The sequence below is a fragment of the Taklimakanibacter lacteus genome (assembly GCA_003576695.1).
Classification (GTDB): Bacteria; Pseudomonadota; Alphaproteobacteria; order Rhizobiales; family Aestuariivirgaceae; genus Taklimakanibacter; species Taklimakanibacter lacteus.
Map to the genome: position 1 here is coordinate 276,039 of QOZQ01000002.1, position 26,619 is coordinate 302,657.

The 26,619-nt window shown below is 64.1% G+C and carries 27 protein-coding genes; 13 read left to right on the plus strand and 14 right to left on the minus strand.

All coding sequences use genetic code 11. The annotated features are described in order from the left end of the window. Positions 1–6: 6 nt before the first annotated feature. Complete coding sequence (locus DT068_RS04380) at positions 7–441, minus strand: Lrp/AsnC family transcriptional regulator (RefSeq protein WP_119388561.1); 435 nt, start codon at positions 439–441, stop codon at positions 7–9. 165 nt (positions 442–606) lie between these two features. Here DT068_RS04380 and DT068_RS04385 point away from each other — a divergent pair, with 165 nt between their 5' ends. Further along, on the plus strand, positions 607–1,446 hold the full coding sequence (locus tag DT068_RS04385; RefSeq protein ID WP_119388562.1) for an EamA family transporter: 840 nt from the start codon (positions 607–609) through the stop codon (positions 1,444–1,446). Here DT068_RS04385 and sucD read toward each other — a convergent pair whose 3' ends face one another. From sucD to DT068_RS04400, 3 genes are read right to left on the minus strand one after another with little or no spacing between them, the layout of a single operon-like run. After that, entirely contained in the window at positions 1,447–2,337 is an 891-nt protein-coding gene (gene sucD, locus DT068_RS04390) for a succinate--CoA ligase subunit alpha (protein ID WP_119388563.1), read from the minus strand. It lies immediately after the preceding gene. Further along, a complete protein-coding gene (locus DT068_RS04395; protein WP_119388564.1) occupies positions 2,334–3,521 on the minus strand; it encodes a malate--CoA ligase subunit beta in 1,188 nt (395 codons plus the stop codon). Before DT068_RS04395 ends, sucD begins: the two co-directional genes overlap by 4 nt. Before the next feature lie 2 nt (positions 3,522–3,523). Next, positions 3,524–4,714, minus strand: coding sequence for an aminotransferase class V-fold PLP-dependent enzyme (locus DT068_RS04400; RefSeq protein WP_119388565.1), 1,191 nt, complete (start codon positions 4,712–4,714; stop codon positions 3,524–3,526). Positions 4,715–4,895: 181 nt separating this feature from the next. Here DT068_RS04400 and DT068_RS04405 point away from each other — a divergent pair, with 181 nt between their 5' ends. Together DT068_RS04405 and DT068_RS04410 are read left to right on the plus strand one after the other, a co-directional pair. Next, entirely contained in the window at positions 4,896–5,531 is a 636-nt protein-coding gene (locus DT068_RS04405) for a LuxR C-terminal-related transcriptional regulator (protein ID WP_368904426.1), read from the plus strand. 311 nt (positions 5,532–5,842) lie between these two features. Beyond that, complete coding sequence (locus DT068_RS04410) at positions 5,843–6,820, plus strand: HpcH/HpaI aldolase/citrate lyase family protein (protein WP_119388567.1); 978 nt, start codon at positions 5,843–5,845, stop codon at positions 6,818–6,820. Positions 6,821–6,864: 44 nt separating this feature from the next. Here the strand turns inward: DT068_RS04410 and DT068_RS04415 are convergent, their stop codons facing one another. The 6 genes from DT068_RS04415 to DT068_RS04440 form a co-directional block, all read right to left on the minus strand. Then, positions 6,865–7,758 carry an NAD(P)-dependent oxidoreductase gene (locus DT068_RS04415; RefSeq protein ID WP_119388568.1) on the minus strand — a complete coding sequence of 298 codons (894 nt, stop codon included), beginning with the start codon at positions 7,756–7,758 and terminating at the stop codon, positions 6,865–6,867. 46 nt (positions 7,759–7,804) lie between these two features. Beyond that, positions 7,805–8,758 carry an ABC transporter permease gene (locus tag DT068_RS04420; protein ID WP_119388569.1) on the minus strand — a complete coding sequence of 318 codons (954 nt, stop codon included), beginning with the start codon at positions 8,756–8,758 and terminating at the stop codon, positions 7,805–7,807. Continuing rightward, positions 8,755–9,696: an ABC transporter permease gene (locus tag DT068_RS04425; RefSeq protein ID WP_368904427.1), complete on the minus strand. Its 942-nt coding sequence runs from the start codon at positions 9,694–9,696 to the stop codon at positions 8,755–8,757. The genes DT068_RS04420 and DT068_RS04425 overlap by 4 nt, the downstream gene beginning before the upstream one ends. Before the next feature lie 181 nt (positions 9,697–9,877). After that, entirely contained in the window at positions 9,878–11,341 is a 1,464-nt protein-coding gene (locus DT068_RS04430; protein ID WP_368904428.1) for a sugar ABC transporter ATP-binding protein, read from the minus strand. A 395-nt stretch (positions 11,342–11,736) separates the two neighbouring features. Further along, positions 11,737–12,747, minus strand: coding sequence for an ABC transporter substrate-binding protein (locus DT068_RS04435; protein ID WP_119388571.1), 1,011 nt, complete (start codon positions 12,745–12,747; stop codon positions 11,737–11,739). A 227-nt stretch (positions 12,748–12,974) separates the two neighbouring features. Then, the gene (locus DT068_RS04440) at positions 12,975–13,769 is read right to left on the minus strand and encodes a FadR/GntR family transcriptional regulator (protein WP_119388572.1); all 795 of its coding nucleotides are present in this window, start codon (positions 13,767–13,769) and stop codon (positions 12,975–12,977) included. A gap of 92 nt (positions 13,770–13,861) precedes the next feature. On the opposite strand from DT068_RS04440, the gene DT068_RS04445 reads away from it, so the two are divergent. Then, entirely contained in the window at positions 13,862–14,782 is a 921-nt protein-coding gene (locus DT068_RS04445) for a 2-dehydro-3-deoxygalactonokinase (RefSeq protein WP_162913997.1), read from the plus strand. On the opposite strand, the gene DT068_RS04450 is transcribed toward DT068_RS04445, so the two are convergent. Next, the gene (locus tag DT068_RS04450) at positions 14,772–15,698 is read right to left on the minus strand and encodes a sugar kinase (protein ID WP_119388574.1); all 927 of its coding nucleotides are present in this window, start codon (positions 15,696–15,698) and stop codon (positions 14,772–14,774) included. The genes DT068_RS04445 and DT068_RS04450 overlap by 11 nt on opposite strands. A gap of 159 nt (positions 15,699–15,857) precedes the next feature. On the opposite strand from DT068_RS04450, the gene DT068_RS04455 reads away from it, so the two are divergent. The 9 genes from DT068_RS04455 to DT068_RS04495 all read left to right on the plus strand — a co-directional run bounded on the left by DT068_RS04455 (position 15,858) and on the right by DT068_RS04495 (position 24,768). Continuing rightward, positions 15,858–16,364: a hypothetical protein gene (locus tag DT068_RS04455; RefSeq protein ID WP_119388575.1), complete on the plus strand. Its 507-nt coding sequence runs from the start codon at positions 15,858–15,860 to the stop codon at positions 16,362–16,364. 52 nt (positions 16,365–16,416) lie between these two features. After that, positions 16,417–17,694 carry an imelysin family protein gene (locus DT068_RS04460; RefSeq protein ID WP_119388576.1) on the plus strand — a complete coding sequence of 426 codons (1,278 nt, stop codon included), beginning with the start codon at positions 16,417–16,419 and terminating at the stop codon, positions 17,692–17,694. A gap of 7 nt (positions 17,695–17,701) precedes the next feature. Next, a complete protein-coding gene (locus DT068_RS04465; RefSeq protein WP_119388577.1) occupies positions 17,702–17,983 on the plus strand; it encodes a transposase in 282 nt (93 codons plus the stop codon). 265 nt (positions 17,984–18,248) lie between these two features. Next, positions 18,249–18,734, plus strand: coding sequence for a bacterioferritin (gene bfr, locus DT068_RS04470; protein WP_119388578.1), 486 nt, complete (start codon positions 18,249–18,251; stop codon positions 18,732–18,734). 198 nt (positions 18,735–18,932) lie between these two features. Further along, complete coding sequence (locus tag DT068_RS04475) at positions 18,933–20,387, plus strand: multicopper oxidase family protein (RefSeq protein WP_119388579.1); 1,455 nt, start codon at positions 18,933–18,935, stop codon at positions 20,385–20,387. Further along, positions 20,384–21,592: a di-heme oxidoredictase family protein gene (locus DT068_RS04480; protein WP_119388580.1), complete on the plus strand. Its 1,209-nt coding sequence runs from the start codon at positions 20,384–20,386 to the stop codon at positions 21,590–21,592. Before DT068_RS04475 ends, DT068_RS04480 begins: the two co-directional genes overlap by 4 nt. 5 nt (positions 21,593–21,597) lie before the next feature. Next, entirely contained in the window at positions 21,598–22,608 is a 1,011-nt protein-coding gene (locus DT068_RS04485; protein WP_162913998.1) for an imelysin family protein, read from the plus strand. Further along, positions 22,609–23,727, plus strand: a complete 1,119-nt coding sequence (locus DT068_RS04490) for a DUF1513 domain-containing protein (protein WP_119388582.1) — start codon at positions 22,609–22,611, stop codon at positions 23,725–23,727. 102 nt (positions 23,728–23,829) lie between these two features. Beyond that, positions 23,830–24,768: a LysR family transcriptional regulator gene (locus tag DT068_RS04495; RefSeq protein ID WP_119388812.1), complete on the plus strand. Its 939-nt coding sequence runs from the start codon at positions 23,830–23,832 to the stop codon at positions 24,766–24,768. Here DT068_RS04495 and DT068_RS04500 read toward each other — a convergent pair. From DT068_RS04500 to DT068_RS04510, 3 genes are all read right to left on the minus strand, one after another. Next, positions 24,719–25,456, minus strand: coding sequence for an SDR family oxidoreductase (locus DT068_RS04500; RefSeq protein WP_119388811.1), 738 nt, complete (start codon positions 25,454–25,456; stop codon positions 24,719–24,721). The two genes, DT068_RS04495 and DT068_RS04500, sit on opposite strands and share 50 nt — an antisense overlap. Positions 25,457–25,814: 358 nt before the next feature. Further along, on the minus strand, positions 25,815–25,994 hold the full coding sequence (locus DT068_RS04505) for a hypothetical protein (protein ID WP_119388583.1): 180 nt from the start codon (positions 25,992–25,994) through the stop codon (positions 25,815–25,817). 166 nt (positions 25,995–26,160) lie between these two features. Then, positions 26,161–26,610, minus strand: coding sequence for an RrF2 family transcriptional regulator (locus tag DT068_RS04510; protein WP_119388584.1), 450 nt, complete (start codon positions 26,608–26,610; stop codon positions 26,161–26,163). Between the last annotated feature and the right edge of the window lie 9 nt (positions 26,611–26,619).

Here is a 26,619-nt window from a genome sequence, read left to right on the forward strand (position 1 = left end):
GCGGGATTACAAAGGCGGCAGCCGCCGCTTCAGCAGCTGTGCCTTGACGATCGCGGTATTGGTCTCGGCCTTGTCCCCGATGCGGTCGATGATCTCGTCCATTTCCGTGATCGAACGCACGAACAGCCGGGCGATGAAACAATCATCGCCGGTGACCTTGTCGCATTCGGTGAATTGCGGGATCTCCTCGATCAGCTTCTGTACCCGCGACAATTGCCCGGGCAGCGGGCGGATGCGCACGATCGCCTGCAGCGTATAACCGAGAGTCTGCGGCTCCACCTCGACAGTGAAGGCCCGGATCACGCCGCGGTCCTCCAGCCGCCTGAGCCTTTCGGAAGCGCTGGGCGAGGACAGATTCACCCTTGCGGCCAGCTCCTTGAGCGAGATGCGGGCATTCGCGGCCAACAGATCGACAATGCGCCGGTCCATATCATCCAGCATAACGCAGATATTCCGTTTTGCCTGTGCAAATTAGGATACTGACACGTCTGGCCTAATCAATTCCATATAATAAGAGCTCACGGCCGAATAGTCTCACGGCCCCTTGAATAAAGGAGGCGGGTCTTGCAGAGCGATTGCAACAGTGCGGTTTCCGGTGCCGGGACAATGACGTCGCAGACCAGCCTGGCTGTACTCATGGCCGTCACCTCGATGATCGTGGTGCAACTGGGTGCGGCCTTTGCGCATCCGACCATGGCGGCCTATGGGCCTGTCGCCACCACCTGGGGGCGGCTCACCTGGGCGGCGATCATCCTCGTTCTGGTCGTGCGTCCCGACATTCGCCGCTATGGCAGGAGCGAACTTCTTCCGGCTCTGGCGCTCGGCGTGACGATCGCCATGATGACGCTCTTCTTCTATGTGGCGATTACGCGTGTGCCGCTGGGGCTCGTCGTCGCCATCGAATTCCTGGGTCCGCTCGGCGTGGCGGCCTGGGGTTTTGCCCGGAGCTGGCGCCTCGCCTGGCCGGCTTTGGCTGTCTTCGGCGTGCTCCTGCTGTCGCTGACCAGGGAGGGCTGGGTCGTCGATATCGCCGGTTTCGGCTTCGCGATCCTGGCTGGCATAGGCTGGGGGGCCTATATCATCCTCAGCAAGCGGATCGGAAAATCCTTCCACGGCCTCGATGGCCTGGCAATATCCTTGGTCGCCGCCGCGGTGATCTCGATGCCTTTCGGCCTCTACGAGACCGGCTTCACCTTGCCGACAGGCCTTGTCGCGCAGACGATGGGCCTCGCCATCCTCACACCGCTGCTCCCCTATGCGCTCGAGATGATGGCCCTGCGCCGCCTGCTTTCGGCGACCTTCGGCATATTGATGAGCCTCGAGCCCGGCATGGGTGCGTTGGCCGGATATCTGGTGCTCAACGAACAGCTCAGCCTGCAGCAGATGGGCGGCATTGTTTTCGTCATCTTCGCCGGCGCCGGCGCGGTGGCCAGCACGCGCGAATAATCATGCCGCCTTCTTGAGGAGGCTCTCCATGGTGCGGCCGATCTCCGACGGTGACGGCGAGATCGCCACACCCGCATCGCGCAGCAGCTCGACCTTTTCGCTGGCACTTTCGCCGAAGGCCTGGATGATGGCGCCGGCATGGCCCATGCGCCTTCCCTTGGGCGCCGAGAGCCCCGCCACATAGGCGGCGACCGGCTTCGTCATATGGTCCCTGATGTAATTGGCGGCTTCCGCCTCCTGCGGCCCGCCGATCTCGCCGATCATCATCACCGCATGGGTGTCGGGATCCTTCTCGAACAGCTCGAGCATGTCGCGGAAGGACGAGCCGTTGATCGGATCGCCGCCGATGCCGACGCTGGTCGAGATGCCGATGCCGAACTCCTTCATCTGCGCCGCCGCCTCATAGCCGAGCGTGCCGGAGCGTCCGACGACGCCGATATGGCCGGGGAGATAAATATGGCCCGGCATGATGCCGAGCAGCGACTTGCCGGGCGAGATGATGCCGGCGCAATTGGGCCCGATGAGCTGCATGCGGTTCTCACGGGCATAGCGACGCATATAACGCTTCACCCGGATCATGTCCTTGGCCGGGATGCCGTCGGTGATGGCGACGCAGAGCTTGAGGCCCGCATCGGCGGCTTCCATGATCGAATCGGCGGCGAAGGGCGGCGGCACGAAGACGATGGCCGCCGTGGCTTGGGTCCGGTCGACGGCTTCCTTGATCGTGTCGAAGACCGGCACATTATGGACGCTGCTGCCGCCTTTGCCGGGCGTGACACCGCCCACGACATGGGTGCCATAGGCGATCATCTCCTGCGTATGGAAGCTGCCGATCTTGCCGGTGATGCCGAGGACGAGAACCGGTGTCGCGCGGTCGAGAAGGATTGTCATGAGGCCACCTGTGTGAGTGAGTCGTTGCGCCAGGCGGCAACCGCCCGGCTGGCCGCTTCGGCCAGCGTCGCGGCGCGGATGATGGGAAGGCCGGAGCGCGCCAGGATCTTGCGGCCCTCTTCCACATGCGTGCCGGCAAGCCTGACCACCACCGGCATGTTGACCGGCGACTTCTGCAGCGCCATCACGATGCCTTCCGCCACCCAGTCGCAGCGATTGATGCCGGCGAAGATATTGACCAGGATGGCGCGCACATTCTCATCCGAGGTGACGAGCCGGAATGCCTTGGCGACACGCTCGGGCGTGGCGCCGCCGCCGATATCGAGGAAATTCGCAGGCTCTCCGCCCGCCGCCTTGATCATGTCCATGGTCGCCATCGCAAGGCCTGCGCCATTGACGATGCAGCCGATCTGGCCGTCGAGCCCGACATAGGAAAGGCCGCGATCATTGGCGCGCGTTTCGCGCGCATCCTCCTGCGACTTGTCGCGAAGCTCCGCGATATGCGGCAGGCGAAACAGCGCATTGTCGTCGAAGGTCATCTTGGCATCGAGGGCGATCAGCCGGTTGTCCTCGGTGACGACGAGCGGATTGATCTCGACCATCGTCGCGTCGAGCTCCTCGAAGGCCTTGTAGCAGCCGAGGATGGTGGTGACCGCCTGCTGCGTCAGCGCCGGCTCGAGACCGAGGCCGAAGGCGATCTCGCGCGCCTGGAAGGCCGGCATGCCGACCGCGGGCTCGACCACGCTGCGGATGATGGACGAAGGCTGGCGCTCGGCGATCTCCTCGATCTCCATGCCGCCGGCGCTCGACGCCACCACCATCACGCGCTCCGACTTGCGGTCGAGCACCAGGCCCAGATAGATCTCGCGCTTGATGGCGACGGCGCCCTCGACATAGACGCGATAGACGGTCTTGCCTGAAGGGCCGGTCTGATGGGTGACGAGCCGCTTGCCGAACAAGGCATCGGCCGCTTCCTCGACCTGATGCTCGGACGAGCAGAGCTTGACGCCGCCTGCCTTGCCGCGCCCACCCGAATGGATCTGCGCCTTGACGATCCATTTGGCTCCGCCGATATCGCGGGCGCGATAGGCCGCCTGTTCGGGGCTGTAAGCAAGTCCGCCCGGCGGCACCGCGACGCCGAAACGTGCCAGGATTTCCTTCGCCTGATATTCGTGGATGTCCATGATCAAGCTGCCTTCGCCAATTGAGCGGGTTGGGTGCGGTGGAAATACTCGATCGCGGCGGCGACGCCGCTGCCGGCGGTGAAGGGCACGCCCTGGTCGCGCAAAGTGAGCTCGACGCCCGAGAGGGCGGTCAGCACCATGAGCTCATTCAGATCGCCCAGATGGCCGATGCGGAAGACGCGGCCCGCCACTTTCGCAAGCCCGACGCCGAGCGAGAGCCCATAGGTCTTGTAGGCATGCCGCACAAAGGCGTTGGAATCGAAGCCCTCGGGCAGATAGATCGCGCTCACCGTATCGGACTGCCAGTGCTTCTCTGTCGCGCAAAGCTTGAGGCCCCAGGCTTGGACCGCCTTGCGCACGCCCTCGGCGAGGCGATGATGGCGGGCGAACACGTTGTCGAGACCTTCCGCGAAGAGGAGGTCGAGCGAGGCGCGCAAGGCCCGGAACATATGGGTCGGCGGCGTATAGGGGAAATAGCCGTCCTTGTTGGCGCGCGCCATGTCGGCGAAATCGAAATAGCAGCGCCGGGATGTGGCGGTCTGCGCCGCTTCGAGCGCCTTCTGGCTGACGCACAGAATGGCGAGGCCCGCCGGCAGCATGAAGCCCTTCTGCGAGCCCGACACCGCGACATCGATACGCCAGTCCTCCATGCGGAAATCGATGCTGGCGATCGAGCTGACGCCATCGGCGAAGAGGAGCGCCGGATGATCGGCCTCATCGAGCGCCTTGCGCACGCCCGCCACATCGCTGGTGACGCCGGTCGCCGTCTCATTGTGGGTGACGAGCACCGCCTTGATCTTGTGGTGGCGGTCGGCCCTGAGCTGCGCGGCAAAGACATCGACGGGCACGCCTTCGCCCCAGGGCACGTCGACCACTTCGACCTCGAAGCCGAGGCGGATGCACATGTCGATCCACAGATGCGAGAACTGGCCGAAGCGGGAGGCCAGGATCTTGTCGCCGGGCGACAGCGTGTTGGTGAGCGCCGCCTCCCAGCCGCCGGTGCCGGAAGAGGGGAAGAGGAAGGTCTGGCCGGTCTTCGACTTGAAGACCTTCTTCACATCCTCGAGCAAGGGCAAGGTGAAGTCGGGAAGGTCGGGCGCCCGCTGGTCCTCCATCGGGACATCGAGGGCCCGGCGCACGGCGTCCGGCACATTGGTGGGCCCCGGAATGAATAGGCCGCGGACACCTGGCATGAGATCCTCCCTGGCAGTTATTTGCTTATGCCCATTATCTCTCCGGGTAGGGTACGGCGCGCAACGTCCCTATCACCTGCCTTCGAGTGTCCAGAGGGGTAGGAAATTTACTATCCTTTAGAGTGGCGAAGAGGCATAATACCTCGACAACGCCTATCCATCAGCATGGGATTTGCCGGACATGACCGATCAACCTGTCGATATCGCTCTGGGCGACGGCAACCCGCTGATGCTGGCGGCCCTGTCCGATTTCATCGACCGTGACAAGGGATTCAGTCTGGTGGCGACGGCGGCAAGCGCCGAAGGCTTCCTTGCCGCCGTGACCCGTGTGCCGGTGGCGGTCGGCCTCATCGACTGGAACCTGCCGGTGATGGGTGGTGAGCGCTTGCTCGACACGCTGCGGCTGAGGCCCGCACCGCCGCGCATGATCGTCTATGGCGCGCCCGAGGAGCCCGAGATCCTGAGGCGTGCCATGGCGGCGGGCGCGGCCGGCTTCTCGCCCCGCCATCAGGCGCCTGAGCAGCTTCTGGTGATGGCGCGCGCGGTGGCGGGAGGCCAGATGATGTTTCCCTTCGTCGATGTGCGCGAGCTCGGCCGCGACCCGGCAGCCGCTCTCACCCTGCGCGAGCGCACCTTGCTCGCAGCACTCGCCCGCGGTCTCGACAACAAGTCGCTGGCGCGCGAGCTCGACATCTCGGTCAACACGGTGAAATTCCATCTGCGCAATCTCTATGACAAGCTCAATCTCGCAAGCCGCGCCCAGGCCATCGCCTTCTACTATTCCTCCGGCGCGCATAGGGAGGAGGGCAATCGTTGAACACCCTCGCCCCGCTTTAGCGGGGAGAGGGTAGGGGCCCGCCGCGTAGCGGCGGGAAGGGTGAGGGGCCTTCCAGCAGGACTATCTTCTCCCGATCAGTTCGCCTTGGCTCACATCGAGACCAGTCTCGAAGAGGCCCCTCACCCTCCCGTTGCTTTCGCAACGGGTCCCTCCCTCTCCCCTCTTCGAGGGGCGAGGGTAAAAGTCATCCGTCTACGGATGTTTCACCTCCTGCGACCGAATTGCCGCTTGACGCATGGCCTCATTCTCCTGTTGTCTCGCGGGCCGTCACGTCAGATGAGGAATCCCCCATGAGCTTCCACACCGTCGAACAGGCGCCCGCAAGGCTCAACCGCAGCGAGCTCGCCGTGCCCGGCAGCCAGCCGCAGCTCTTTGAAAAAGCGGCGAAATCGGCCGCCGACGTGATCTTCCTCGATCTCGAGGATGCGGTCGCGCCTGACGACAAGGAGCAGGCGCGCAGGAATATCATAAAGGCGATCAACGATGTCGACTGGGGCGCCAAATCTCTGTCGGTGCGCATCAACGGCCTCGACACTCACTATATGTATCGCGATGTCGTCGACGTGCTGGAGCAGGCGGGCGACCGGCTCGACCTCATCATGATCCCCAAGGTCGGCACTGCCGCCGATGTCTATGCCATCGACATGATGGTGACCCAGATCGAGACGGCGAAGAAGCGCAGGAAGAGGATCGGCTTCGAGCTCATCATCGAGACGGCGCTCGGCATGCAGAATGTCGAGGCGATCGCGGGCGCCAGCCGGCGCAATGAATCATTGCATTTCGGCGTCGCCGACTATGCCGCCTCGACCCGCGCCCGCACCACCAATATCGGCGGCGCCAATCCGGACTATTCGGTCCTGACCGACAAGCTCGAGGACGGCTCGCGCGCCACCCATTGGGGCGATATGTGGCACTATGCGCTCGCCCGCATGGTGGTGGCGGCGCGCGCCAATGGCCTGCGCCCGGTCGACGGGCCGTTCGGTGATTTTTCCGATGCCGATGGCTACAAGGCGGCAGCGGGGCGCGCCGCGGTGCTGGGCTGCGAGGGCAAATGGGCCATCCATCCCTCGCAAGTGGGGCTCGCCAATGAGGCGATGGGCCCGAGTGCGAAGGACGTCGAGCGCGCCAAGCGCATTCTGGTCGCCATGGAGGAAGCAGCCAAAGCCGGCAAGGGCGCCGTTTCGCTCGACGGCCGCCTCATCGACTATGCCTCGATCCGCCAGGCCGAAGTGCTGGTCAAGAAAGCCGAGCAGATCGCAAGGGGATAACACGACACCCATCCGACTATGGGCGTCGTAGCGCCTGCGTTGAACTACAATTTGATCCCATTGAGCGAGCAGGCGAGATTGACCAGGCGCGGCACATATCTCTGGCCGTAGCCCTGGGCCGCGCCCAGCACCAGAGTCTGGTGCACCGCTTCCGCCACCGGCGAGGCGAGCGGCATCGTCTCGGTCATGTTGGTGTAATAGCGCACATCCTTGCGCGCATTGTCGATGGCGAATTTGGCGGCCGAGTCGTCATCGGCGAGCGGCACCTTGATGATGCGCTCGAACATCACCGACCTGGCGCCGCCCGCCATCACGATATCGTTCAGCGCCTTCATGTCGACGCCCGCCTTGAGGCCTGCCGCGATGCCTTCGGCGACCACTGCCGCCGTGCCGATGGCGATGAAATTGTTGATGAGCTTGAGCGTGTGGCCGGCGCCCACCGGTCCCGCATGGATGATCGTGTCGGCGAAGCAGTCGAGGATGGGGCGGATCTCCTTCAGGGTTTTCTCGTCGCCCCCCGTCATCAGCCCGAGCTTGCCTTCCTCCGCTTCCTTGGGGGTGCGCACCATGGGCACATCGACGAAACGGCCGCCTTTGGCATGGACGGCTTCGGCCACCTTCTTCGTCGAGGTAGGCTCCGCCGTCGAGCAGTCGGCGATGATGAGACCGGGCTTCATCCCGTCAAGGAGGCCGTCCTTGCGGTAGATGAGGTCCTCGACCTGGGGCGAGCCGGTGACGCACAGAAACACCACATCGCTCGCTTCCGCGACGGCGCGCGGCGTCTTGCCTTCCTTGGCACCTTTGGCGATCAGGTCATCGATCGGCGCCCGGTTGCGGTGGCCGAGCACGGTGAGCTCATAGCCCTTGGTGACGATATTCTTGCCGATGCCATGGCCCATGAGGCCCGCGCCGATCAATCCGACCTTCTTCATTGCCATGGTCGTCTACTCCTCTGTTACTGCGGTAGGGGAAAAATCCATGTTATCACGAGCGTTGCGCGCGGTCGCCACCGGCAATGGTGATGACAGCTATGATGATGACGCCCGTCATGATGAGGCGGATGCCGGCCGAGGCGCCGAAGACATTGAGCATGGTGTCGAGCAGGTAGATGAAGAGGGCGGCACCCCAGACCCCCGGCACATTGGCGCGCCCGCCCGCCACCGATGTGCCGCCGATGACGACGACGGCGATCGAGGCCAGGAGGAATCCTTCGCCCATATTGAGGGCCGCTCCCCCCGAGAAGCCCGACAGCACGATGCCGCACACACCGGCGAGCAGCGCGCTCAGCACATAGGTGGCGAAGCGCGTCAGATCGACATTGAGCCCGGCGAGCCGTGCGGCGCGCGGATTCTGCCCGATGGCGAGCACGGTGCGGCCATAGCGGGTGCGCTTGAGCACGATGGCGATGGCGAGTGACAGCAGGGCCACGAAGATCGCGGCGACCGGCACGCCCAGCACCTTGGCAGTGGCGAAATCATCGAGCATCGGTGGCGGCTTGATGCGGATGCCGCGGCCATAGGAGATCGCCGTCGACAGGATGAGGAAGCTCGAGGACAGCGTCGCGATGATGGGCGGGATGCGCAACAGCCGGATCAGCCCGTAATTGAACAGGCCGACGAGGAAGCTCACCCCCAATGCCGCCGCGATGCCGATCAGCAGGCGCGCATTGTCGGTGTCCATGATCTTCATCGCGACGACGCCCGAGAGCGTGATGGTCGCCGGGATCGACAGATCGACATTGCCGGGTCCGGTGGTGATCACCATCATCTGGCCGAGGCCGATCACGATGGTGAAGGTGGCGAAGGACAGGGCGGCGGTGAGAATGTCGCCCGCTCCCTGGCCGCGGGTGAAGATGATGGTGGCGAGCCACACCGCGATCATGGCGATGAAGGACCAGATCCAGGGCTGCTGCCTGAGCTTCGACCACATTCCCGTCATCGCCGCGCCTCGCCCGTATTGATGAGCGCGCGCAGCGCAAGGACGATGATCAGGATGGCGCCCTGCGCGCCGATCTGCCAGTCAGGCGAGATGCGCATGAAGATGAGGAAGGAGCCGGCGAGCGCCAGAGTGAGGGCGCCGATCACCGCGCCGAAGGGCGAGACGCGTCCGCCGACGAATTCACCGCCGCCCAGTATCACGCCGGCAATGGCATAGAGCGTGTAGCGGTCGGCGATATGGGCGTCGGCCGAGGTGGTGAGGCCGATGAGGGAGAGGCCCGAAAGGACGCCGAACAGACCGGCCAGCGCATACATCGCCATTTTGGTCCGAAGCTCCGACCAGCCGGCGCGCGCCATGGCGCGCGGATTGCCGCCGGTGCCGCGCATGATGACGCCATAGGAAGAGGTCATGAGCCCGACATGGACGAGGGCCGCGATGGCGAGTGCCGCGACGATCGGAAAGGGCACGACCGGGACCTGCAACGACATGATGGCCTTCAGCCAGTCGGGCGCCTTGCCGCCGGGCGAGGGCAGGATCAGGACGGCGATGCCGAGCCAGACGAAGGAAGCGCCGAGCGTCACCACGATCGAGGGCAGGTTGCGCAGATGAATGAGGGCCGCCATCGCCGCATAGGCGGCAATACATAGAGCGAGCGCCACGATGCCGAGCAGCGGCGTGTCATTGAGATAGGTGGCGCCGATGCAGCCGACCAGGCCGACAAACGGGCCGATCGACAGATCGAGGTCATTGACGGTGATGATGAACATCTGGGCGATGGTCGCCAGCGCGATCGGCACCGCATATTGCAGCATCAGGTTGAGGCCGAAATAGCTCATGGTGCGCGGCTGCGCATAGAAAGTCGCGACGAGCACGATGACGAGCGACAGCAAGGGAAGAAGTGCCCGCAGCGTCTTGCGGTTCAAAGCGAGCGCGGTCATCCGGCTCTCGCAATCGCGATAAGAAAGGAAGGGATGGTTGCGCGATTCCCCATAATTCGTCATCCCGGCGAAAGCCGGGACCCCCTAAATTCTCTCCACGCGATCAGCACCGCCCGCTTGCGCCTGTTCAAGGGGGCCCGGCTTTCGCCGGGATGACGGATGTGGGGGGAGTGCGCCCTCATCACGCACTCTCCGCGAAGGACGCGTGCAGTACCTTGTCCTCGGTGAGCTCATCGGGACCGAGCTCGGCGACGATGGCGCCATTGCGGAAGATATAGGCGCGATCGCAATGGCTGAGCTCGTCGATCTCGGTCGTGTACCAGACGAAGCTGCGCCCGGCCTCGGCTTCCTTGCGGATCATGTCATAGACTTCGAGCTTGGTTGAGACATCGACACCGCGCATCGGATCGTCCATCAGCACGATGTCGGCCTTCGAGCCGAGTGCCCTGGCGAACAGCGCCTTCTGCTGGTTGCCGCCGGAGAGGGTGAGGATATTGTCGTTCATGTCGGGCGTGCGGATCCCGATGCGCTCCTTCCAGTCGCGCGCCATCTCGGCCTCGCGGTCGGCGGCGATCAGCGGCCCGCGCCTGAGGGTCTTGAGCGAGCTCACCGTCGTGTTTTCGCCGATCGACCACAGATTGAAGATGCCGTCCGATTGACGGTCGCCGGCGATGAAGGCGGCCTCGCCCGCAACCTTCGTCGCGCCGCCGGGCTTCCGCGCCCCTTCGAAGATCTGGATCAGCATCCGGGTCTGGCCATGTCCGGCGAGCCCGGCAAGGCCGACGATCTCGCCCTTGTTGACGGTAAGGCTTGCGGTCCGGCCCGCGGTTTCGGGCGTTGCGGCGACGGCGATCTCGGTGGAGATCTTGGCGGCGCGGCTCCTGATCTGGCGGACACTCTTGGTCTCGGCCGCGGCCCCCATCGCCGCCACCAGCGAATTGCGGGTGAAGTCGCGGGCGGCCCGCTCGGCCACCACCTTGCCGTCCTTCATGACGGCGATGCGGTCGCAATGGTCGAGCACATCGCCGAGCAGATGCGAGATGAGGATGGTGCTGACGCCCTTCGCCACTTCGCGGCGCATGAAGGTGAGGAGCTGTTTCGCCGTCACCGCATCGAGCGAGGAGGTCGGCTCATCGAGGATGACGACGCGCAAGGGTTCGTCGGTGACCGTGAAGGCGCGGGCGATTTCCGCCATCTGCCGCTGGCCGATATTGAGATCGCCCGCTTCCGCATCGACATCGATGCCATGATTGGGGAAGATCTCATCGAGCTTGGCGGCGATGAGCTTGCGGGCCCGCGCCTTCCAGCCGAATCCTTTCAGCGCGCGATGGGTGATGCGCGCATTTTCCACCAGCGTGAGATTGGGGCAGAGCGACAATTCCTGGAACACGCAGCGTATGCCATGCGCCGAGGCGGTGGCGGCGCTGAAATGTGCGCTGACATCCTCACCGGCAATGGCCAGGCTTCCGCTGTCGGGCCTGAGCGTTCCGGCCAGCACATGCATGAGCGTCGACTTGCCGGCGCCATTATGGCCCACGAGGCCGAGGCATTCGCCTTCCGCCAGCATGAGATCGACGCCGCCCAGGGCCCGGACGGCGCCGAAACTCTTCGTGATCCGGGTGAGTTCGACGGCGACCTTAGGCACTTAATCGGTCTCCGGACTGAGCTCCAAGCCGGTTCCCCCTCCCCCTCATCAGCGCTAGGTTGAGGCAATCATGCTCCACATGCGCACAATCTCCCTCCGCCGCGCGAAGCGCGGGGAGGGTGGCCGCCCGTAGGGCGGACGGGTGGGGTCTCTCCGTCGACAAGTGTCCAACACCTGGCTTGAACCACTCGCAGATATTTTGCTTGATAGATCTTCCTCGCATAGACACCCCACCCGTCGCGCGTTCCGCGCCACCCTCCCCGCCTCTCGCCTTCGCGAAGCCGAGGCTTCGCTTCGGCGGAGCAAGGTCGGCGGCGGAGGGAGAATCGGCGCACGTCACTTAACCTAGCGCCTATGACCCTCTCCCCAGGAGGGGGAGAGGGGATGTTGCTCGATTACTTTCCGGCGACGACCTTCTCGGCGTCTTCCTTCGAATATTCGACATTGGCGACGCCGCCTTTTTCGGTCGTCTCCAGGCTCTTTTCGAGATCGCCCTGGTTGATCTGCAGGAACGGCACGACGAGATCCTTCGGCACTTCCTTGCCGTCGAGGATCATCTGCGCCACCCAGAAGGCGAGCGTCGAGACGCCGGGCGCGATCGAGACCGACATGGTCTCATAGCCATTGGCGTTCTTCTGCTCCTTCCACCAGGCAAGCTCGTCCTGGCGGTTGCCCATGATGATGAGCGGCGTCGGCCGGCCGGCGGCCTTGAAGGCCTGCGCGGCACCATAGCCGTCACCGCCCTGCGTCACGACGGCCTTCACTTCCGGCAGCGACGGCAGGATGCCGGCAACCGCCTTCTGCGCCACTTCCTGCGCCCAGTCGCCATGCACCGAGCCTACGATCTTGAACTGCGAATGCTTGCCGACACCTTCCTCGATGCCCTTGTGGATTTCGTCATCGACGAACACGCCGGCGAGGCCCCTGATCTCGAGCAGGTTGCCGCCGTCCTTCATCTTCTCGGCGAGATAGTCGACCTGCACCGCGCCCATCTTCTTGAAGTCGACGGCGATGCGCCAGGCGCAGGGCTCGGTCACGATGCCGTCGAAGGAGACGACGGTGATGCCGGCATCGCAGGCCTGCTTGACGACGCCATTGAGCGCATCGGGCGAGGCGGCGTTGATGACGATGGCATCATAGCCCTGCAGGATCAGGTTCTGGATCTGGGCCGCCTGCTCGGTCACCTGGTTCTCGGAGGTGGTGAAGGGATCGGCCGCGGCGACGACGCCGTCGGCCACCGCCTGCTTCGTCACCTTGTCCCAGCTTTTCAGCATCGATTGCCGCCAGCTATTGCCGGCATAGTTGTTGGAGAGCGCGATCTTCTTGTCTTTGGTGTCGGCCGTGGCCGGCATGGCCGCGATCGTCGCGGCGAGCGCCGTGGCAAGCAAAAGAGCGGTCTTCTTCATGTGGACTCCTCCCATAGAGCCTTCGCATTCGGATCCTCGCGATCCGAATGCGATAAAAGGCTCGATTGAATTTTATCTGGAGCGCTTTCTTATCGCCAAAGTCGAGCAACTTTGGCGGAAAGCGCTCTAGGTCTGGATTGGATGGTTGGGCGATCTTCTGGCCAGCCGGCCGGTCGCCTGAGCCGCTAACATGTTACCAAAGGCCCAGCGTCGCGCAACGCCTCCTTTCAGCCTTTGGCTGCAATTTTTGCCCCCTTGCGCTGGCGCGATCTGCTGTCGAGGGCGGCAGCCTTGAGTTTGCCGCCCTGGTCGATGGTCTTCTGCGTGCCGGTGAGCAGCCGGCGGACCGCCATCCGGGCGAGATCGGGTTTCCGCGCGCGGATGGCGGCGAAGATCGCTTCGTGCATCGGCAGCACCTTGAGCCGGTTGCGCAGATGGGCGACGGTCACCGAGAAGAGATTGGCGAGAAGCGATTCGATGACGCGGCCGAAGGGCGGGATGAATCCATTGCCGGAGGCGTTGAGTATGGCCAGATGGAAATTGACGTCGGCGGCGTTCCAGGCCGCCTCATCATCGACCCCTTCCGCCATCGCCTGATAGGCGGCTTCGATCTCGGCGAGGTGCTGCGGCGTGCGGCTGATCGCGGCAAGGGCCGCGGCTTCCGGCTCGATCATGAAGCGGATCTGCTGCACGTCATGGGCGAAGCTGTGGAAATCGACCGTCGCGCAATACCAGCCGATGACATCGCGATCGAGCAGATTCCAGGACGAGCGCGGCTCGACGCGCGAGCCGATCTTGGGGCGCGACTGGATGAGCCCCTTGGCCGACAGCATCTTCACGGCTTCGCGCACCGCGGTGCGGCTCACCTTGTAGATCTGGCCGCATTCGGCCTCGTTGGGCAGGAGCGCTCCCGGCTTGTAGTCGCCCCGGACGATGCGCTGGCCGAGGTCATGCGCCACTTTGTTATAGAGACTTTTGCGAAGCGCGCCTTTATCCGGCTGCTTCCGTTTCGTCCCCGCCATGGTCCCCGTCCTTTCCTGGAAAATCCCCTGCCAGCATAAAGCAGTTCAATCATCAGACAAATGACATTATGCTCAGGCCTGAGGCTTTCGACATGACCGAACCCATAGCGATGATTGCCGTCGATTGGGGCACGACGAACCGTCGCGCCTGGGCGCTCGGCCCTGGCGGAGAGATACGGGATGAACGCGGTGACGGCGAGGGCCTTCTTGCCGTGAAACAAGGTGCTTTTGCCGCGTCTTTCGCCCAATTCGCTGCTCCGTGGCTCACGGCGGGGCGCACATTGCCGGTGCTCATGTGCGGCATGGTGGGCAGCAAGCTGGGCTGGGCCGAGGCGCCCTATATTGCAGCCCCCGCCGATCTCGCCGCGCTGGCGCGCCATCTCCATGACGTGCCTTTCGACGGGCCGGCGCAGGTCAGGATCGTGCCCGGCGTGTCCTGCCTGCATGACGGCGTGCCCGATGTGATGCGCGGCGAAGAATGCCAGGTGCTCGCCGTCCTCGCCCAGCGCAACTTGCGCGAGGCCACCTTGCTGCTCCCCGGCACCCATTCGAAATGGGTGCGGGTAGAGGAGGGCCGGCTATCTTCTTTCCGCACCTACATGACGGGCGAGCTCTACAATGCGCTGACCTCGGCCGGCACGCTGGCGCAGCTCATGGAAAAGAGCGATGGCGACAGCCAGGCATTTGCGGCGGGCGTCGAGCGCGCGCGCAAGGACGGCTCCGGAGCGCTGTCGCATCTCCTGTTCGGCGTGCGCACGGAGGGCCTGTTCGACAAGCTGCCGCGCACCAGTCTTGCCTCTTATCTTTCAGGACTGCTGATCGGCGTCGAGATGAAGGATGCGCTGGCCTGGACGGCGGCAAGGCAGGTGATCGCCGTCGGATCTCCGCGGCTGCTCGACAATTACCGCGCCGCTGCCGGATTGTTCGGATTGGCCTTCGAAGCGCATGACAACAGCGCGCTTTTGCCGCCGGCCCTCCATATGATAGCCCGCGACGCGAGGCTCATGGCATAAGATCACTCATCGCCTCGCGCGCGATGACGGCGCCGGGATATTGGATGACGCGGCTTGCCAAAGCGTGGGCCTTCATGATGCTTTCATTCAACGAGCGCCCGGAAAGCCGCGCGGCGAGGTAGCCGGCGTTGAAACTGTCGCCCGCCCCGGTGGTGTCGCGCGGTTGCGCCACCCGCTCGAGCGCGATCGTGCCCTCGCGCGTATGGACGGGACCGCCGCCGGTCTTCACCACGATTTCGTCAGCGCCCATTGCGGCGAGCGCTGCGACCCATGCATCGCCCGTCATCGACCGAGCGAATATCTGATCGAGATCGTCGGATGAGGGCAGCACATGGCTCGCTGCGGCGATCGCCTGCTCGGTCCAGCGCGCCGCATCAGCGCGGTCCGTCCACAGGCGCGGGCGATAATTGGTGTCGAAGGCGGCCATGCGGCCCTTGTCCTTGAGGCTGCGCATGAGCGCGATGAGGCGCGCGCGGCCTTGCTCGCCCAGGACCGCCAGCGTGATCCCGCTGGTATAGATCGCATCGGTGCCGGCGAGCTTCATCGCAAGCTCGGGGCTTTCGAACAGCTGGCGCACCGGCGCTTCGCCGCGCCAATAGCTGAAGGAGCGCTCGCCGTGCTCGTCCGTGTCGATCATGTAGAGACCGGGCCGCCGGTCCTTGATCCGGGCAATCAGGCTGCAATCGATGCCCTCGGCTGCAAAGCCCTGGATCATCCACGCGCTCAAGGGGTCGTCGCCGAGCCTCGTCACATACTGGATGCGCGCCGTTTCGGGCTTGAGGAGGCGGGCGAGATAGACGGCGGTGTTGAGCGTGTCGCCGCCAAAGCGGCGGTCATAGGCGAGCGCGCCGGCCGGCGAGCGGGCCAGCTCGATCATCGGCTCACCGATCGAAGCGACGGTAAGGGGTCTGCGCATCGTGCGTTCTTAGAACACTTCTAATTTATTGAACAAGCTGGATTTTTTGCCGCAAGCGCGGAAAGGCGATTGACAGGGACGGTCCCGATCGAATAACTGACTAAATCACTCGGATTTTTTGGTTCATAGTGGTCTCAAATGAGCGCGCAAGCCTGTCCCATGAGCTGTCCGTTCAAGCTCCTCGACCGCAAGCCGGAACGGCTGGTGGTGACGGGGCTGCGCTGCTGCGTGGCGGGTTACAATTTCGGCGACATTGATTGCTGGGAAACCGCCTGGCGCAGCTATTCGATGGAGCTCGGCACGGACGATGCGCGCCGCCTGATGGGCGAGCTGCAATACTGGGTGCGCATGCTGCGGGCGGAAACGGCGCGTCCCCTCAATGTCTTCCCGCATGGCTGCGGCCATGTCTGCCGCGATGAATGCATGGCGCTGTCGCTCATCGCCGCGCTCCAGGACAATGATCTGTCGACCGCGATACTCGCCGCGCGCCATCTTGCCGGCGCGATCGAAGGCGAAGCGCCGATTTCGCTGGCCACATCGGGCCAGGGCTATGCCGATGCGCTGATGTCGGCCGGCCAGAGGCTTATGAGCGTTCCCGCATCCGTCGTTCTCTCCATCGCCGCGTTTGGCAGCGGGCCCTGTCCGGCTGAGGAGACACTCCATTGAGCCAACCATGCATCGAACATCCAATCGGGCACTCAGAAGGGGACTTATCATCATGAAACGGCATCTTTTGGCGCTCACCGCCGGAACGGCCCTGACGCTGGCCTCGGTCATTTCCATCGCGCGCGGCGAGGATGTGACGGCCGCCGCCGTCCTCAAGCATTACGGCGATGTGGCGGAGGCCATGTATAGCGACGCCCATGCCGCTTCGCTCGATCTCGGCCGAGCGATCGACGCCTTGATTGCCAATCCGTCCGATGAGACTCTCGCCGCCGCGCGCAAGGCCTGGAAGGAATCGCGCCCCTGGTACCAGCAGAGCGAGGGCTATCGCTTCGGCAATGCCGTCGTCGATGACTGGGAGGGCCGCGTGAATGCCTGGCCGCTCGACGAAGGCCTGATCGACTATACCGACAAGGCCTCCTATGGCGAGACCTCGCCGGAAAACCCGCTCTATACCGCCAATGTGATCGCCAACAAGTCGATCCGCATCGGCAACGACACGGTGGATGCGACGAAGATCGATGCCGAGCTCCTGAAGAAGCTGCAGGAAGCGGGCGGCAATGAAGCCAATGTGGCGATCGGCTATCACGCCATCGAATTCCTGCTCTGGGGCCAGGATCTGAACGGCACCGGGCCCGGCGCCGGCAACCGCCCGGCCACCGATTTCGACACCAGGAACTGCAGCAACGGCAATTGCGACCGCCGCGTCGCCTATCTCAAGGCGGCCAGCGATCTGCTGCAGGCCGATCTCGCCGAAATGGCGGGCAACTGGAAGGCCGAAGGTGCGGCGCGCAAGGAGCTTGCGGCCAAGGGCGAGGAGGGCGGTCTTGCCACCATCCTGACCGGCCTCGGCAGCCTGTCCTATGGCGAGCTTGCCGGCGAGCGCATGAAGCTCGGCGTCATCCTGCATGATCCCGAGGAGGAGCATGACTGCTTCTCCGACAACACGCACAACTCGCACTACTATGACGAGGCGGGCATGCTCTCGATCTATAGCGGCAAGCTGAAGCGCCGCGACGGATCGACGCTCGAAGGCCCGGGCATTGCGGCGCTGGCCGGGATCAAGGCGCCCGCCGAGGCCCAGAAGCTCGATGCGCTCTTCGCCGATGCCGAGAAGAAGTTGGGTGCGATCCGCGACCGGGCGGAAAGCGGCAAGGAAGCCTATGACCAGATGATCGCCCAGGGCAATGAAGAGGGCAATGCGCTGGTCCAGGCGGGCATCGACGCGCTCGTCGCCCAGACCAGGGGCATCGAGGCGGTCGTCACGGCCCTCAATCTCAAGATCACCGTCGAAGGCTCGGACAGCCTCGACAATCCCTCAGCCGTTCAGTGAGGCCCCCATGCTCAGATACAAGCGACATGTCCAATCCTTCACCGAGGCCGAGATCGCCGAGAAGCTCAAGGTGGCTGAGGCGATGCGGGGCGAAGGCAAGCGGGTCTATGAAATCGCCCGTGTTCTGGGCGTCACCGACACCACATATTATAATTGGCTGAAACGGGCGGAGAAGCCCACCCGCTCGGGTGATGCGGAATTGCGCCGCCTGCGCCGCGAGAATGCCCAGCTCAAGCGGGCGGTGAAATCGCTCGCCGGCCTTGCGGGCTCGCCATCGGGAGTTGCCTAGAGTTCCGTCATGATCGTCTGCCAGTGCAATGTCATCACCTCGCGCCACATCAAGGAGGCCGTCGGCCGCCTGATGGAGCTCGACGAGTTTCGCGTGGTGACGCCGGGCGAGGTTTTCCGCTGCTGCGGAGAGCGCCCGCAATGCGGCGGCTGCATGCCGCATCTGGTTAAGCATATGGAGGCGGCCGTCCTCGAAATCCGCGGGTCTTCTTGCCAAGGGGACCAATCTGCACCATTCTCCGCCTCTGAGGTTGAGGAGAAGGCGGATGAAGGGTCACAAGAAGGTCATCGAATATCTGAACAAGGGCTTGCGCAGCGAGCTGACCGCGGTGAGCCAGTATTGGGTGCATTTCCGGCTGCTGGAGGATTGGGGCTTCTCGAAGCTCGCCAAGAAGGAGCGCGAAGAATCGATCGAGGAGATGCATCACGCGGACAAGTTCATCGCCCGCATCGTGTTCCTCGAGGGTCATCCCAATCTTCAGACGCTCGATCCCCTGATGATCGGGCAGAACATCAAGGAAGTCCTGGAATGCGACCTGAAGGCCGAATACGGCGCCCGTGATCTCTATCGCGAAGCCTACAAGGCCTGCCAGGAGCTTGGGGATTTCGTTTCCATGGAGCTCTTCAAGGAGCTTCTGACGGATGAAGAAGGCCATATCGATTTCATCGAGAGCGAGCTCAGCCTGCTCGAGAAGATCGGGCTGGAGAATTACGGCCAGCTGCAAGCCGATTCGAGCGACAAGAAGGAATAGGCCGAACGTTACCCGCCAATCCTCCCTCCGCCGCCGAAGGCGGGGAGGGTGGCGCGCGGAACGCGCGACGGGTGGGGTGTTCCCGCGAGGGGTGTTTCGCAGACCAATCGTTAAACACTTCCGGGTGGAGAGACCCCACCCGTCCGCCCTGCGGGCGTCCACCCTCCCCGCGCTTCGCGCGGTGGAGGGAGGTGCTTCATGCTGACGCGCCGGGCCGCCCTCACCACCCTTGCCGGGGGCCTTGCCGCTCCCGCTTTGCTGTCGCTGTCGCGCGCCGATGCCATCAGGCCGCTGGCGCCAGCGCCGGCTTTCTCCGGCACGCCCGCCATCCATGAGCTGACGCTCGAAGCCAAGCCTCGCAGGGTAAAACTTCTGGGGCCGCAAGGCCCCGAGAGCACGCTATGGACTTATGCCGATGAGCCCTGCCCCACGATCCGCCTGCGCCGCGGCGATCGCCTGCGCGCCACGCTCAGGAACAGCCTGGCCGAGCACACCTCCATCCATTGGCACGGGGTGCGCGTGCCCAACGAAATGGACGGCGTGCAGTTCGTGACCCAGAAGCCGGTCGAGCCCGGTGAAAGCTTCCTCTATGACTTCACGGTTCCGGATACCGGCACTTTTTTCTTCCATCCGCATTGCAACGAATCGGGTCAGGTCGGCCATGGCCTCGTCGGCGTGCTGATCGTCGAGGGCGACGAGAGCCGGCCTTTCGATGACGAGCTGGTGCTGGTGGCCAGGGACTGGCGTCTCGACAGGGACGGATCCTTCCTGCCCTTCGGGACCGACAGCGGTGCGGCGCGCGCCGGCACGTTCGGCACAATTCGCACCGTCAATGGCGTGACGAATTTTGCGCGCAAGGTTCCGGCCTCCGCAGATTTGCGCCTGCGCCTCCTCAATCTCGATGCGACCCGCCACTTGGATGTCGGTGTCGAGGGCGCAGTAGCGTTGGTCATCGCCATCGACGGCAATCCGGTCGAGCCCTTTCGCCTCGATTCCTGGCGCATCGGCGCCGCATCGCGCCTCGACCTCGTGCTGCGCACGCCGAAAGCCGGCGGCAAGGTGTTGGTCCGCGATTATTTCCCCGCCGAGATCCATGACCTGGCCGTGCTGGAGGCCGAGGGGCAGGATCGCCGCGCCACTGATTTCGATCCCGCGCCGCTTTATGCGTCAAGCCTGCCCGAAGCGGATCTGGCCAGGGCCGAGACCCAGGCTTACGTCTTCGGCGCCGCCTCCGACGCGATCGCCAGCTTCATCGACACGCTCGATCCTGATGATCCGCTGTCGAAAGTCATTCTGGATGATTTGTGCACCGCCAGTCGTACATTCTGGGCGATCAACAAACGGTCCTGGCCCAATGACGGACACCGGAACCTGCCGCCGCCGCTGGCCCGGCTCAAGGCGGGGGAGAGCTATCGCTTCGTCCTGCAGAATGCGACGCCCCATCCGCACCCGATCCATCTGCATGGCCATACATTCAAGGTGCTGTCTTCATCCAAGCGCCAGATTCCCGTCCATCATGCCGACACAGTTCTGGTTCTCCCTAAGGAACGTATCGAGATCGCCTTTGTTGCAACGCCGGGGCGCTGGATGTTCCATTGTCACATACTGGAGCATCTGGAGACCGGCATGATGGGATATTTCGCCAATTCATGACGGCGCTGCGTCATCTTCTTCTGCTGGTGTCCTGCCTCGCAGCTCCCGCCACCGCCGTCGCGGACGAGCTCGATTCGGCCGTCGGCAAGGCGCTGTTCGACCGCAAATGGGTGCAGGCGCCGGCCTCGACCAATTCCGCCGACGGCCTCGGGCCTCTGTTCAACGCGCAGGCCTGCGCCTCCTGCCACAAGAACGGAAATGGCGCGCGCTTCTCCGACATCAATGGCGTGCTGGGCGTCGCGGGCTTCGTCGTCAGGCTCGGCGACATGGCGGGCAATCCCGACCCCGTGCTCGGCCGCCAGCTGCAGGAACATGCCATTCCGGGCCTGATGCCCGAGGCGCGGATCGAGCCTTATCTTGAGCCCGGCCCTGATGGCCTCTCGCGCATGCTGGCGAAGATCACGTTCAATGAAAGCGCGTCGTCGCCGGGAATAAAGCAGGAGTTCCGGGTCGCCCCCTCGCTCATCGGCCGCGGACTCATTGCACGCGTAGCGCCTCAGGAGATTCTCAGGAACGCCGATCCCGACGACCGCGACGGTGATGGCATATCGGGCCGTGCCCGCATCATCGCGACGCCGGAAGGCTCACGGCTCGGCCGCTTCGGCCTCAAGGCGACCGCGTCGAGCCTTGCCGAGCAGACCGCCGATGCGGCCATGCTGGATATGGGCCTGTCGTCGCCTTTGCGGCCCTTCCCTTACGGCGATTGCACCGAGGCCGAGACGCAGTGCCGTGGCAACGGCACCGGCCGCAGCCCCGATTTTGACGGGGAGGAAATCTCCCGCCAGATGGTTGACATGGTGGCGGCCTATGTCGCCGCCCTGCAACCGCAGGCGGTTCCGGCCAATCCTGAGGGCGAGCGCCTGCTCGCAGCGACCGGCTGTGCCCAATGCCATGTGCCGGGCCTCAAGGCCGAGACCGGTGAGACACTACGCGTCTTCTCCGATCTCCTGCTGCATGATATGGGCGATGGGCTGGCGGGCAGCTTCCCCGACAGTTTTGCCGCTGCCGCCGAGTGGCGCACGGCGCCGCTGATCGATCTTGCGGCGCGGAGCGGCAAGCGGCGCTTCCTGCATGACGGGCGCGCCGCGACGCTGGACGAGGCCATACGCTGGCATGGCGGCGAGGCGGCGAAGGCCAGGGACCGCTACATGAATCTGCCTGCCGCCGACCGGGCCAGGCTGATCGAGTATCTGGGGTCGTTGTGATGCGCATGCGTTTTCTCCTTCCGGCCTTCGTCATGCTCGTCATGGCGGTGCCGGCGCGTGCCGGCACCGAGACGCTGAGCCAGCTCGTCGAGCGATTCATCGTTCCGCATTACCAGGCGCTGGCCCTCACCGCCGACGCGCAGGAGAAGGCCTGGTCGGAATTCTGCGCCAAGCCCGATCCCTTGGGCTTCAAGGGCCTGCAGCGCGCCTATCTCGCCACCGCCGATTCATGGTCGCAGATCGAGTTCCTGCGCTATGGCCCGATCGGCGAGGAGTTTCGCGCCGAGCGCCTGTCCTATTGGCCCGAGCGCAAGAATGCGACGGCCAAGGGGCTGGCGCAGCTCCTCGCCAAGGACGGTGTCGCCGATCTGGCGCCCGAGCTGTTCTTCAAATACAGCGTCGCCGCTCAAGGACTGCCGGCGCTCGAGCGCTTGTTGTTCGACGAGAATGCGCAAGACCAGATGCTGTCGGGCGCGCGGCGTGAAAGGCGCTGTGCCGTCGGCCAGGCGATCGCCTGGAACATCGTGACCATCGCTCATGACGTGCGGCTCGGCTGGACCAATGACGTCGCCGAAAGCATCGCCAGCCCCGATGCCGCCCAGGAAGCGACGTCGCGCATCGCCACCGACTTCCTCGCCATCTTCGCTTACATGCGCGATTCGAAATTGCGCGCGGTGCTCGGCAAGACTCCGGCGGAAGCGCGTCCGCAGCTCGCCGAAGGCTGGCGCAGCAAGCGCTCGAAGCGCGCCCTGGAGCTCAATCTCGAAACCGCGCTCGACGTGGCCAAGATCATCATGAAGGACAAGGAAGGCAACACGCCCCTGACCATCTCTACCGCGCTCAGTTTTGCCGAGGCCTTGCCCGAGGATTTCGGCGCGGCGGTGGTCGACATCAAGCAGCGCCAGCAATTCTATCTCGTGCTCGATGCGCTGGCGGCGGCGCGCGACAAGGCGCATGACGAGATCCCGGCCGTGCTCGGCGTGACGGTGGGGTTCAACAGCCAGGATGGCGACTAGATGCGGCTGAGCCGCCGCGCGATCGTGCAAGGTCTGGCCACGGCGCTTGCCGCAGGCCTGATGCCTCATCGCGCTTCCGCCGGACGGGCGGCACCGCTTTACGTGTCCTGCCGCATGGATGCCGAAGGCAAGGCATCGGCCGCCATGTTCTCCCTCGATGGCGAGGAGCTGTTCTCGACCATCCTGCCGTCGCGCGGCCATGATGCGACGGTGAGGCCCGCGACGGCCGAGATCGTCGTTTTCGCCCGCCGCCCCGGCAACTGGTTCGCCGTGATCGATGCGGCGAAGGGCAGGCTCCTGCGCACGGTCATCTCGGACAAGGCCCGGCATTTCTACGGCCATGGCGTCTTCACGCCCGATGGCCGGCTGCTCTACGCGACCGAGAACGATACCCAAACGGGCGACGGCATTCTCGGCATCTATGATGCAAGCAATGCCTATGCCCGCATCGGTGAGATCTCCTCGCGCGGCATCGGCCCGCATGACATCGCCTTCCTGCCCGACGGCAAGACGCTGGTCATCGCCAATGGCGGCCTGCGCACGCTGCCGGGGAGCGGCCGCGAAGTGCTCAATCCCGACGACATCAAGCCCAATATCGCTTTGGTCGACGCTGACCATGACCGCACCCTCGCGGCGCTCGAGCTCGATAGGCCCCATCAGGCGCTGTCCATCCGCCACATGGCGGTCGCCCAGGACCGCACGGTGGTCTTTGGCTGCCAGTATCAGGGCAATCCCAATGACCTGCCGCCGCTGGTCGGGACCGTGAGTCCCGACGGCAAGATCCAGCTTCTCGACATGCCGGAAGAGGAGCTGCTCGGCATGGCGAATTATGTCGGCTCGATCTCGCTCGACCGAAACGAGGATGTCATCGCCGCGACGAGCCCGCAGGGCGGCAGTGTGGCGCTGTGGAACCGCAGGACCGGCGCGTTTCTGACGCGCGAGCGGATGAGCGATGTGTGCGGTGTCGCGGCTTTGCCGGCCGCCCATGATTTCCTGCTGACCTCCGGCAATGACGGCGTGCGCAGCCTGCACGAAGGTGCCGAGACGCTGCCGCGCCTCTCAGGCGTGCGTTTGCGAAGCTGGATCTGGGATAATCATCTGCTGGAGGTGGAGCTGTAGTCGGCCGGCGGGGCGCCGATGACACGCTGGATAGCCGCCTCCCTGGAGGATAGGGTGGTGCATAGTCGTCGAAGATAGCGTTTGAGTATGATATCCATGAATATGCGCCCGAGCTTGCTCAAGACCTTCCTTGTAGTCGCGAATAGTCGAAACATCACCCGTGCAGCCTCGCAGCTCCATCTCGCGCAATCGAGCGTAAGCGATCAAGTTCAGGTGCTTGAGACCGAACTGGGCACGAATCTTTTTGCCCGCTCCAGGACGGGCCTGGAGCTGACTCCCGCAGGCGAAGTGTTGAAGCCATATGCGGAGGAGATCCTGGCTCTGCTGGATGAGGCCCGTGCTGCCGTGGGGACGGCGGTTGGACAAGCCGCCGGATCCCTTGCGATCGGCACGCTGGAGACGATCGCTGCGGCCAGGATGCCGCCATGGCTGGCGGCTTTCCGGGGCAGTCATCCAAACATCACCGTGCGGATGAAGATCGCCGGCTCGGGAACCCTCTTGCAGATGCTGGAAAGCGGCGACATCGACATCGCCTTCTGCTTCGACAAGGGCGAGCTCGACGAGCGTTTCTTCAAACGCCCGATATCGACAGAGCCGCTGGTTCTCCTGGCTCCGCCCGACGAGCGGCCGGCGTCGAGCGGAGACGGCTTGCGTGCGCTGGCTGGGAGAAGTTTCGTGGCGACCGAGGTCGGCTGTGTCTATCGATATCTGTTTGACAAGGCTTTTGCCGAAGCAGGCATCGCCGCGCCGCATCTTGCCGCCGAGGTGGACAGCGTCCGCACGATCCTTCGCCTCGTCGCAGCCGGCGCGGGCCTCGCTCTGGTGCCGCGTCTGGCCGTCGTCGAGGCGCTCGACGCTGGCGGTCTCGTCGAATATCCGTGGCCCGGTCCGGTGCAGACAGCATCGCTTGTTGCGATCTGGCGACGTCGCCGCGTGCAGCCTGCGGTGCTGAGGCAATTTCTTGCCATGGTCGACGCCGCTTTCACGCCGCTCAGACCAGGCGATGCCCGCCCTCGACATGCAGTATCGTTCCCGTCGTGAATGTGTTGCCCAACAGGAAACCGATCGCATCTGCGATGTCGTCCGGCTGCCCGACGCGACCGACCGGTAGCCGCTTTGCCATCGCGCTCAGCGTGGCATCCTTGGTGCCGCCAGCAACGAAAGTCCAGATGGGCGTGTCGACCCAGCCGGGCGAGACGGCATTGACGCGGATCGGGGCGAGCTCGACCGCGAGCGCCCGCACCAGCCCTTCCAGCGCGGCGTTGACGGCGGCGACCGCCGAGCCCCGAGCGGCCGGCCGATGGGCCGCTATGCCGGAGACGAAGGCGATGGAGCCTGCCTTTGAAAGTCTCGGCGCGCCGTGTTTTGCAAGCAGCAGGGGACCATAGAGCTTGCTTTCCACGACCCTTTGCACGGCTTTCAGATCGAGCGAAGGCAGCAGCTCATAGGCACCCGTTATATCGGCGGCGGTACTGACGATATGGTCGAGCCGGCCAATCTCGGCGAACAGCCCGGCAACCTGATCCTCCTGAGAGATATCAGCGGTGATCGCCTTCAGTTGGGTCGGCCTCTTCAACTCCTCGCAAGCGCGAGCGAGCTTTTCGTCGTTGCGCCCGGCAATGACGACTTGGGCATGGGCGTCAAGGCATCGCTTGGCCAGCGCCAGGCCCATGCCGGAGCCGCCGCCGGCAATGAGAATCGTTGAGTTCGCGAGTTGCGTGTTCGCCATGTCCTTCGTTCCTTCGGTCGAATTGCTTCGATCGAGATTCCCAGCTTGCCGCGAAGAAAGGAAACGGAAGAAGCCGATGGCGCCATCGGAAGCTCCGATGGGTACCCGGGAACCGCCATCGGACTTCGACATCGGCACTGGCCATCGGACCGAGCATGGGTTTGACGGTAGTGGCGGCGAGATCGACGACGGGATGCGCCATCCTCGTATTGCCGAGGAATTCGAGACAAAGGGATCGGTGGGTTCTCGTGGGTTTCGCTCGGTTTGCCGATCTGCTCGACGCGGTCGGGGATGATGACGAGGATCGATGTCGTGCCGGTCTGCTCGTTGAGGCGCCTCGGGCACGCGCCTTGCGGTGTCAGTGACGACAGCTCCGCATCGAGAACAGCGCGTCACGCTCGGCTACGGGATCGTCCATCAGCCGGTCGAACTGCAGCTCATAGCTGCTGGCCTTGCCGAATTCTTCCGGCTTGGCCTTGCCCTCGCCGCCAGCGACCGGAGGGCGCCAGAAGGAAAGGATCGATTTGAGGGATGCCATCGGATTTCTCCTCAGCGACTGTAAACATGATAATCTCTACGTATATTATAGAGTTAGTCAAGCAATGGATTGTTAATGAATTTTCATAAGTAAAATCATATAGTTATAGAGGAGACCCGCTCAGAAGCAGCAGGGAGTGTTCTTTAAAAAGAACAAACCGGGCGGTTCATGCCATTTGCGTCAATGCATCCAGATCGACCGCGCGCCCGGCGGCGGCATCGGCGATGGTGGTGCGTTCCAGCACCTGGCGGGTCGGTTCGATGACGCGCGCGAAGACCTTGCGGATCTCGCAGGTGTGCTCGTCCTTGCAGTCATCGCAGCGCGCATAGGCGATGATGCTGAGGCAGGGCAGAGGCGCAATCGGCCCATCGATGGTGCGCAGCACCTGGGCGAAAGTGATCTCGGAAGCGGGCTTGAGCAGCGCATAGCCGCCGCGATTGCCGCGCCGGCTCTGCACCATGCCCTGGTTCTTGAGCCTGAGCAGGATCTGCTCCAGGAACTTCTTCGGAATCTTCTCACCCGTGGCGATGTCGGAGGTCTGGGCGGCGCTTCCTGGCTTGATGCGGGCGAGCGCGATGAGCGCGCGCAGCGCATATTTGGCTTGGCGGGAGATCATGCAACAGTC

Bases quoted from the DNA above. Each gene is read 5' to 3' on its own strand.
- DT068_RS04510 (WP_119388584.1), bottom strand. From the start codon at position 26,610: ATGATCTCCCGCCAAGCCAAATATGCGCTGCGCGCGCTCATCGCGCTC.
- DT068_RS04475 (WP_119388579.1), top strand. From the start codon at position 18,933: ATGCTGACGCGCCGGGCCGCCCTCACCACCCTTGCCGGGGGCCTTGCC.
- DT068_RS04435 (WP_119388571.1), bottom strand. From the start codon at position 12,747: ATGAAGAAGACCGCTCTTTTGCTTGCCACGGCGCTCGCCGCGACGATC.
- bfr (WP_119388578.1), top strand. From the start codon at position 18,249: ATGAAGGGTCACAAGAAGGTCATCGAATATCTGAACAAGGGCTTGCGC.
- DT068_RS04485 (WP_162913998.1), top strand. From the start codon at position 21,598: ATGCGTTTTCTCCTTCCGGCCTTCGTCATGCTCGTCATGGCGGTGCCG.
- DT068_RS04505 (WP_119388583.1), bottom strand. From the start codon at position 25,994: ATGGCATCCCTCAAATCGATCCTTTCCTTCTGGCGCCCTCCGGTCGCT.
- DT068_RS04405 (WP_368904426.1), top strand. From the start codon at position 4,896: ATGACCGATCAACCTGTCGATATCGCTCTGGGCGACGGCAACCCGCTG.
- DT068_RS04500 (WP_119388811.1), bottom strand. From the start codon at position 25,456: ATGGCGAACACGCAACTCGCGAACTCAACGATTCTCATTGCCGGCGGC.
- DT068_RS04415 (WP_119388568.1), bottom strand. From the start codon at position 7,758: ATGGCAATGAAGAAGGTCGGATTGATCGGCGCGGGCCTCATGGGCCAT.
- DT068_RS04395 (WP_119388564.1), bottom strand. From the start codon at position 3,521: ATGGACATCCACGAATATCAGGCGAAGGAAATCCTGGCACGTTTCGGC.
- DT068_RS04410 (WP_119388567.1), top strand. From the start codon at position 5,843: ATGAGCTTCCACACCGTCGAACAGGCGCCCGCAAGGCTCAACCGCAGC.
- DT068_RS04455 (WP_119388575.1), top strand. From the start codon at position 15,858: ATGAGCTGTCCGTTCAAGCTCCTCGACCGCAAGCCGGAACGGCTGGTG.
- DT068_RS04450 (WP_119388574.1), bottom strand. From the start codon at position 15,698: ATGCGCAGACCCCTTACCGTCGCTTCGATCGGTGAGCCGATGATCGAG.
- DT068_RS04380 (WP_119388561.1), bottom strand. From the start codon at position 441: ATGCTGGATGATATGGACCGGCGCATTGTCGATCTGTTGGCCGCGAAT.
- sucD (WP_119388563.1), bottom strand. From the start codon at position 2,337: ATGACAATCCTTCTCGACCGCGCGACACCGGTTCTCGTCCTCGGCATC.
- DT068_RS04420 (WP_119388569.1), bottom strand. From the start codon at position 8,758: ATGACGGGAATGTGGTCGAAGCTCAGGCAGCAGCCCTGGATCTGGTCC.
- DT068_RS04445 (WP_162913997.1), top strand. From the start codon at position 13,862: ATGACCGAACCCATAGCGATGATTGCCGTCGATTGGGGCACGACGAAC.
- DT068_RS04425 (WP_368904427.1), bottom strand. From the start codon at position 9,696: ATGACCGCGCTCGCTTTGAACCGCAAGACGCTGCGGGCACTTCTTCCC.
- DT068_RS04460 (WP_119388576.1), top strand. From the start codon at position 16,417: ATGAAACGGCATCTTTTGGCGCTCACCGCCGGAACGGCCCTGACGCTG.
- DT068_RS04480 (WP_119388580.1), top strand. From the start codon at position 20,384: ATGACGGCGCTGCGTCATCTTCTTCTGCTGGTGTCCTGCCTCGCAGCT.
- DT068_RS04495 (WP_119388812.1), top strand. From the start codon at position 23,830: ATGCGCCCGAGCTTGCTCAAGACCTTCCTTGTAGTCGCGAATAGTCGA.
- DT068_RS04465 (WP_119388577.1), top strand. From the start codon at position 17,702: ATGCTCAGATACAAGCGACATGTCCAATCCTTCACCGAGGCCGAGATC.
- DT068_RS04440 (WP_119388572.1), bottom strand. From the start codon at position 13,769: ATGGCGGGGACGAAACGGAAGCAGCCGGATAAAGGCGCGCTTCGCAAA.
- DT068_RS04385 (WP_119388562.1), top strand. From the start codon at position 607: ATGACGTCGCAGACCAGCCTGGCTGTACTCATGGCCGTCACCTCGATG.
- DT068_RS04490 (WP_119388582.1), top strand. From the start codon at position 22,609: ATGCGGCTGAGCCGCCGCGCGATCGTGCAAGGTCTGGCCACGGCGCTT.
- DT068_RS04400 (WP_119388565.1), bottom strand. From the start codon at position 4,714: ATGCCAGGTGTCCGCGGCCTATTCATTCCGGGGCCCACCAATGTGCCG.